Origin of the sequence: Streptomyces sp. SID13666 (assembly GCF_010548325.1) — a bacterium.
Taxonomy (GTDB): domain Bacteria; phylum Actinomycetota; class Actinomycetes; order Streptomycetales; family Streptomycetaceae; genus Actinacidiphila; species Actinacidiphila fildesensis.
The window spans coordinates 1-6057 of sequence record NZ_JAAGLX010000095.1 but is presented as its reverse complement, the minus strand read 5'-3'; the positions used below and the strand labels follow the sequence as shown (position 1 = coordinate 6057).

Sequence of the window (6057 nt, the reverse complement as noted above, 5' to 3'; positions counted from 1 at the left end):
CGGACCGAGGCCGAGCGACGCGACGCATACCCCGCCTGGCTGCACACCTACAATCACCACCGCGGACACACCGCACTCAAAGGCCAACCACCCGCCAGCCGCGTCCCCAACCTCACGGGCCAGTACAGCTAGGGCGCATCCTGCGGATGCAGGGCATCGACCTAGAGGACCAGCGCGGCGTCTCGGGCTTCGGGGCCGACGCCCTCGACTCGACCGGGCGCTTCTTCGAGATCAAGGCGCACGGCGGTGCGGTCCCGTTCGAACTTTCTCTTACCCGAGCGGAGTTCAGGCGAGCCATGTCTGAAGGGGACAACTACGTCCTGGTGATCGCCTCACACCTGGAGAGGGGCACGGGCACCCCGACCCTTCGCCTCGTCCCGGACCCGGTGAATCGGTTCGAGATCGAGTTGCCTACGGAGGTCAGACTCAAGGGCGTCCGGCACACGGGAGTAGCCTCCACGGTGTATGAGTGGCCTGCGGAATAGTGAGCGCCGCACCCGATCCGAGCGGCCACACCAGCAGACCGCGGCTCACCCGCCCTTTCGACCTTTCAGGACGACGGTGGCGGGGCCGGAAATCCGGCTGGCCAGGCGACCGGCGCGAGCGTTGGCATTTGGCAAGGTCCGCCCGCAGCGACCCCCGGTGGCCCCCTGCCCGGCTCCCGGTTATCACTGCTCTAGCCGAGTCCCTAGATGTCACCCTTGGCGACCTACTTATCGCGACTCAGGCATACGAAGGCCACGATCGCGACAAGACGCGGGTTCATGGCCATGACCTACCAGGGCGCCGCCATCGTTCTCACCAAGCTTGGTGAGACGGACCTCGCGTGGATCGCCGCCGACCGGGGGCTCGGTCACGTCCGCTGGACTGGTGTAGCGACGGCCATTCGGTGATCTTGTCGTGAGGCTATGCGGTGAGTTCGGTGGGCAGCGTGGTCTTGTCGGTTTGTGATTCGATCGGGTGGTGGGTCTTGGCGAGGAATCCGCGGCTCATGTAGCGGCGGGATCGTGCTTTCGGAGCAACCAAGATCGTCATGTGGCCGCGCTTGCAACCGGGCCCGCACGCTCGCTAAAGCAGCGGGTCGGGATGTTGTCCCGGTCTGAGTCATGCGGCGGAGGGGGCAGCGATGTCGCCCGGCCCTTGTACTACCAAAGGGCGCCCGACGGCCTGCGGACCCTGTCGCAGATCGTTGGGGACACTGCGCCGGCCAATCGCGGAGGAGGCCCCGGATCCCTTCCTCCATTTCCAGCCTCCGCCCTCCGCATTTTCGACGTCTTGTGAATTCCTGACAAGCCGCTCACACTGGGGGGATCTTGTGGCATGACACTAGGACCATTCCCCTGGGGACTAGTTGGGGGCCACGCGGCATGCGCGACTCGGAACAACTGACGCGCCACAGCGCGAAGTGCTGACGCCTTTATCCTGTTTACCGAGAGAATGCCTTGACAGAATTTGACTGGGGGTCAAGGGGTCGCAGGTTCTAATCCTGTCGTCCCGACGGTGCGACCAGCGGGTTTGTCGGCAACGACAGGCCCGCTGGATGCGTTGGGAGTACACGTGATGGCCCGGTGACGGCAACCCGGCACGAAAGATCATCCTGCGTGGCGGCACCCCTGGTCAGGGATACCGCCACGCAGAGACTTCCGGCGGGACCCAGGGCTCGTTGAGGCCTCAGGCAGCCTGCTCTTCCGATGGACCGTCAGATGAATCCTCATAGGATGTGGCGTGGGTGCGCTCCGGCCGGCACCGCTGAGCAGAGCCATGCGGAGATCGCCGTCATAGACACCTTGACTCGTGAGGTTTTCAGCGATGCCGTTGCTGGGATTCGGGTTGGGCCGCTTGTTCAGCCGGCGACACCGACTCGACAGCCTCGACCGTACGCGCGGGCCGCTCCCAGCCGCAGGCGTAGTCACTGGTCTTGCTGGTGCGGTAGTTGCAGTGTCTCCACGGCTGATGCGTCGCACAGGCCCGACGGCAGCTGGTTACGCCGGTGCGGGGCCGCCTGTTCCCGCTAGATGAGGAGCTAAAGGGAATGGCTGGAGGTGTGCCCTGGCGGGTAGTGTCCCGCTCCATGCCTACCTCGTTCGTTGATCACACTGCGATCATTGATGCCATCATGAACGCGGTCAGCCGCTCCACATTGCCCTTCCAGCGGGCGGCGCATCGGGAGCGCCATTTCGGGACGGCGTTCTGGTTCAACGATCTCCTGGAAACCACGCCTGACGGGGATGTCGTCCGGCAGTACCTCGTTACGGCCGGTGCGCTCACACGGTATGACCTCGCCGAGGTGACTCTGCGGGCCGAGCTGTGTGATCCGGAGATGAGTGCCGAGAAGCTGCTGATGACCGGCTTTGCCGATGGTTGGGAGCACTACGACGACCTGGGTGTCGCGGTGCTGCCTGCTGAGGCCCTGCACGCTCACGGGGAGCGGAAGGGGTGGCGCTGGACCACCGACGAGATCACGGATGGTCTGGCGGCCGGTGAGCAGGACATCGCCGCCATCGGAACGGACCCGGTTCCCGCGTACATCCTGGGCCACGACGTTGACGCGTCGTCGGGAGCGAGGCTGCAGGCGGTGGTCGTTGGCAACGTCGCCCGTGTTGGTAGCGGCAGTGTTCGCTGGGACCGCACAGTTCCTGATGGGTGTGCCGGCGCACCGGTTTTCATCGGCATCCCGCTCGGTGAGGGGCGCATCAGGTTGGTGTGCCTTGGAGCGGTTCTGCCGGGCCGCGACCGTAATGTGATTGCCACGTTCGACCAGATCCGTCGTGCCGTTCGTGGGGGTGTGCCGTCGCCGAGCCGGAAGCGCAACGGATGGAAGCTACGGCGGAGATAGCTGCGGCGGTCGCCGGCATCTCCAGTCACTGGCCGGGACAGGCCAGTGCCGGATCAGGCATCCTTCGTGGCGGCACCCTGGTCAGGGATGCCGCCACGACGAGCCTTGCGGCGAGGCATGGGGGGTTCGAGGCCTCAGGCGGCCCGTTCTTCCGATGGGCCGTCAGGTGAATCGTCCGAGGATTGGGCGTGTTTGCGGTCGGTGCGTTCGAGTGCGGTGCCGATGGCGGTGACTGCGGCGCGGGCGGCGTGCGGGAGCAAGTGCCCGTAGAGGTTGACGGTGGTTGACAGTGTCGAGTGCCGGAGAGTCTTGGACACCACCGCGAGTGGGACACGTGAGCTGATCATGATGGTGGCCGCGGTATGCCGTAGATCGTGCACGCTGATCCGTGGCAGGACGACCTCTGCAGCGCGCCGGCGCTGCTCGGTCAGGATCCGTTGCGGCCTCAGGGGAGAGCCGTCGGGTCGGCAGAAGACCAGCCCCTCCAGTAGCACACCCTCCGGTAGGCCGTTGCGGGCGCGCGCCTCCTGGCGTTGGAGGGCGGCGATGACCCGGGGTGCGAGGCTGACCCAGTTGCGGCTCGCCTTGGTCTTGGGGTGGCCCAGGAACAGCTGATTGTTGTTGATCAGGGTGAGGTTCCACCGCACGAGCAGGGTCTTCTCGGCCAGGTGCACGTCCGGCCAGTGCAGTCCGAGGACTTCGCCGCGCCGCATGCCGGTTCCCAGCAGTACCTCGAAGATGTCGGCCATCTGGTCGGCGTAGACGGTGTGGTTGTGGCGCAGGAACGCCGCCGCCTGCGTGGGGTTCCAACAGATCCGCTCCGGCGCCGCCGGCCGCGGCATCATCGCGTACCGGCACCAGTTCTCCTCCACGAGCCGGGTACGCCACGCGGACCCCAGGGCGCTGGAGAGAGTGGCACCGATCCGCTATACGGTGGTGCGCCCTCTTCCCCGGTCCAGCTCTGCCTGGCACCAGGAGGCTATGTGCCGCGGCCGCAGGTCGCCGAGCAGCAGGGTCCCGAAGGCTGGGATCAGTTCCCGATGCACGTGATCGCGGTAGCCGGCCAATGAAGTGGGCCGCAACTGCTCCTGTTTTCCACGCAGCCAGGTGATCAGGTACGCAGCAACCGTGAGATCAGGTTCACAATCGAGGCCGGTGCGCTCGGCCTCCAGCGCCTGCTCCAGGGCGGCCCGGGCCGCCCTGCGGGTGAGAAACCCGCTACGGCATTTCGGACGCCGTCTACCCGTCGATGGCAGATCGACGGCGAAAGCCCAAGAGCCGTGCCGGCAGCCTCTTTGAGCTGCGGGCAGGCGGCGCCGAACTGCCGGCCGTTGGGGCGACGGCAACCACATCTGCGGAACACGCGACCGCGTGCGGGGGGGACGAGGAGCCATGGTGCTTACCTCCAGTGGGGGAGAGGTCGTACCCCCACCTTGACAACAGGTAGGCCCAGCGCGGCAGCTGGCGGATCATGGCGGCACGAGGGTGGGTGACATCACCGTGCCATCACACATTCGTCAGCGGGCTGCCGAGCTGCAGGGACCCTCATAAGCGATGAACGATCCCTACATCGGACGATCGGCGCCACCCGAACCGGGAACTGTGCTCCAGGCGCGCACGTACCCGCTCGATGGCGGCTCCCAGGTAGGGCCGCGCGTTGCTGATCGGGTTGTGTACCTCGGTGCCGGGCGCGTACCTGTCGAGGATCTCGTCGATGCGGGTGTCGAAGTCGAAAGACTCACCAGCCGGCCCCGTGGTCATGTCCGCGTAGATCAGCGCATCCAGCAGCGGGGAGTCTTCCCGTTCGTACGTCGCCAGCTCTGCCGACATTCCCCGCTGTTCCGCCTCGAAGGTTGCCCCGGAGTGATGAGCGACCAGGCAGACCAACCGCCGCGGTGTATTGAGGGATTCGAGATGGCGGGCTCCGTCGAGTGGGTGGAACGCTGTAGCCCAGAGCTCGGTCGCGTACCCCAGGTCATGCAGCCAGGCTGCTGCCTCCAGAAGGTCTCGTTCGTCCTCAGGCACGGCTGCCGCGATCTGCCGAGCGCGCTCCGCTACCGCCTGCGTGTGTAGCCAGCGATTCCCCAAGGGAGGTAAGAACGCCTCAGCAAGCCCGGACGTCCTCCCAGAACCTCGGCGCTTCAGCGATCGCCTCGGGTACAGGTGATGCTTGTCGGTCCGGCATTGGGGGAGGTTTGACGCTTGGCCTAGACATCGTGCGTTACGGTCCTGCCATGCCAGACCATCTTCCTGAGATCACGTCCGTCGAGGAGTTCATGCGCCTTCGCTTGAGCGAGGACCCGGCGGAGTACGGCCGCTCGGCGTGGGCGGCTATGGCGCTGCCGCTCTGGGGTGAGTTGGTGCGTGAGCACCCGGACATGCGTGTCTGGGCTGCCCACAACCGCAGCTGCCCGCCGCAGATCCTTGCCGAGCTGATCAAGGACGACGACTGGCGTGTTCGCAGCAGGGTGGCGAGTCGTCGGAACTGCCCGGCTGAACTGCTGGCGGCGCTGGTCGACGATCCCGACGACGCAGTTCGCAACAAAGTCGCCACCCATCGGCACACCCCGCGCTGGGCGGTGCTCCGTTTGACGGACGACCCTTGGACCGAGATAGCCGAAGCAGCTCGGATCCGCATCGCCAACTGGCCACAGGAGAAGGCATAGTGCTGCCATACGACCTTGGGGACAGAGTTTCTCTACTAGATCAAGGCGCCTCGCTGCGCTCGCCGCTGGCCCGTAGTCTCGGTCCTCTCAGGGTCTGCAAGGCAGTCTTCTCTCGGAGAGAGAAAGGGCCGCGCACAGCGCGGCGGCGCCGGCCGTCGTCCGGCGCGGCCTCGCCTCCATGTCTGCGCCACCGGCGGACCGCGCCGGCCGCCGTCCGCGCCCACAAGGTGGGGGAAACACAGGTCCGGGCAGGGGGCAGGGGCGGGTGCGCAGATTGCCAGCCGACCAGGTCCAAGCAGTGCCTCCGGCGGGGGCGCTCCGACTCTGGGATGGCGGAAACCCGGACGGCGACTGCGGGCAGTTCGTGGTGGAGGTGGGGGCTGCCATCCCGTCTGCCGTCGTCCCAGGCAGAGCCGAGCAGTCGCGGCCTAGGTGTATTGACCCGCAGGGTTGTTTGCGCGGGTGATGGGTGGGTTTCCGCCGAGTGCGGTGTGGCCGCGGTGGTGGTTGTAGGTGTGGAGGAAGTCTGGCAGAGCGGCTGTTCGCTCGTCGTTG

The 6057-nt window shown here is 66.4% G+C and carries 7 protein-coding genes and 2 pseudogenes; 4 read left to right on the top strand and 5 right to left on the bottom strand.

Translation table 11 applies throughout. From position 1 onward, the window contains the following. Positions 1 to 132: pseudogene (locus G3I60_RS43315) on the top strand (IS481 family transposase); the annotation flags it as partial. A gap of 14 nt (positions 133 to 146) precedes the next feature. After that, positions 147 to 485, top strand: a complete 339-nt coding sequence (locus G3I60_RS43310; protein WP_164608527.1) for a DUF3883 domain-containing protein — start codon at positions 147 to 149, stop codon at positions 483 to 485. A 421-nt stretch (positions 486 to 906) separates the two neighbouring features. On the opposite strand, the gene G3I60_RS46630 is transcribed toward G3I60_RS43310, so the two are convergent. Then, entirely contained in the window at positions 907 to 1035 is a 129-nt protein-coding gene (locus tag G3I60_RS46630; RefSeq protein ID WP_269287676.1) for a hypothetical protein, read from the bottom strand. A gap of 1036 nt (positions 1036 to 2071) precedes the next feature. On the opposite strand from G3I60_RS46630, the gene G3I60_RS43305 reads away from it, so the two are divergent. Next, on the top strand, positions 2072 to 2836 hold the full coding sequence (locus G3I60_RS43305) for a hypothetical protein (RefSeq protein WP_164295486.1): 765 nt from the start codon (positions 2072 to 2074) through the stop codon (positions 2834 to 2836). A gap of 134 nt (positions 2837 to 2970) precedes the next feature. Here G3I60_RS43305 and G3I60_RS43300 read toward each other — a convergent pair whose 3' ends face one another. The 3 genes from G3I60_RS43300 to G3I60_RS43290 all read right to left on the bottom strand — a co-directional run bounded on the left by G3I60_RS43300 (position 2971) and on the right by G3I60_RS43290 (position 4924). Next, positions 2971 to 3708 (bottom strand): site-specific integrase, encoded by a 738-nt coding sequence (locus G3I60_RS43300; RefSeq protein WP_164295485.1) that lies wholly within the window; start codon positions 3706 to 3708, stop codon positions 2971 to 2973. A 54-nt stretch (positions 3709 to 3762) separates the two neighbouring features. Further along, positions 3763 to 4188, bottom strand: a complete 426-nt coding sequence (locus G3I60_RS47190) for an Arm DNA-binding domain-containing protein (RefSeq protein WP_164295484.1) — start codon at positions 4186 to 4188, stop codon at positions 3763 to 3765. Between the two features lie 193 nt (positions 4189 to 4381). After that, a complete protein-coding gene (locus G3I60_RS43290; protein ID WP_239071028.1) occupies positions 4382 to 4924 on the bottom strand; it encodes an HD domain-containing protein in 543 nt (180 codons plus the stop codon). A 146-nt stretch (positions 4925 to 5070) separates the two neighbouring features. On the opposite strand from G3I60_RS43290, the gene G3I60_RS43285 reads away from it, so the two are divergent. Further along, the gene (locus tag G3I60_RS43285; RefSeq protein ID WP_164295483.1) at positions 5071 to 5502 is read left to right on the top strand and encodes a hypothetical protein; all 432 of its coding nucleotides are present in this window, start codon (positions 5071 to 5073) and stop codon (positions 5500 to 5502) included. Positions 5503 to 5930: 428 nt separating this feature from the next. On the opposite strand, the pseudogene G3I60_RS43280 reads toward G3I60_RS43285, so the two are convergent. Beyond that, positions 5931 to 6057 (bottom strand): annotated as a pseudogene (locus tag G3I60_RS43280) (IS481 family transposase); the annotation flags it as partial.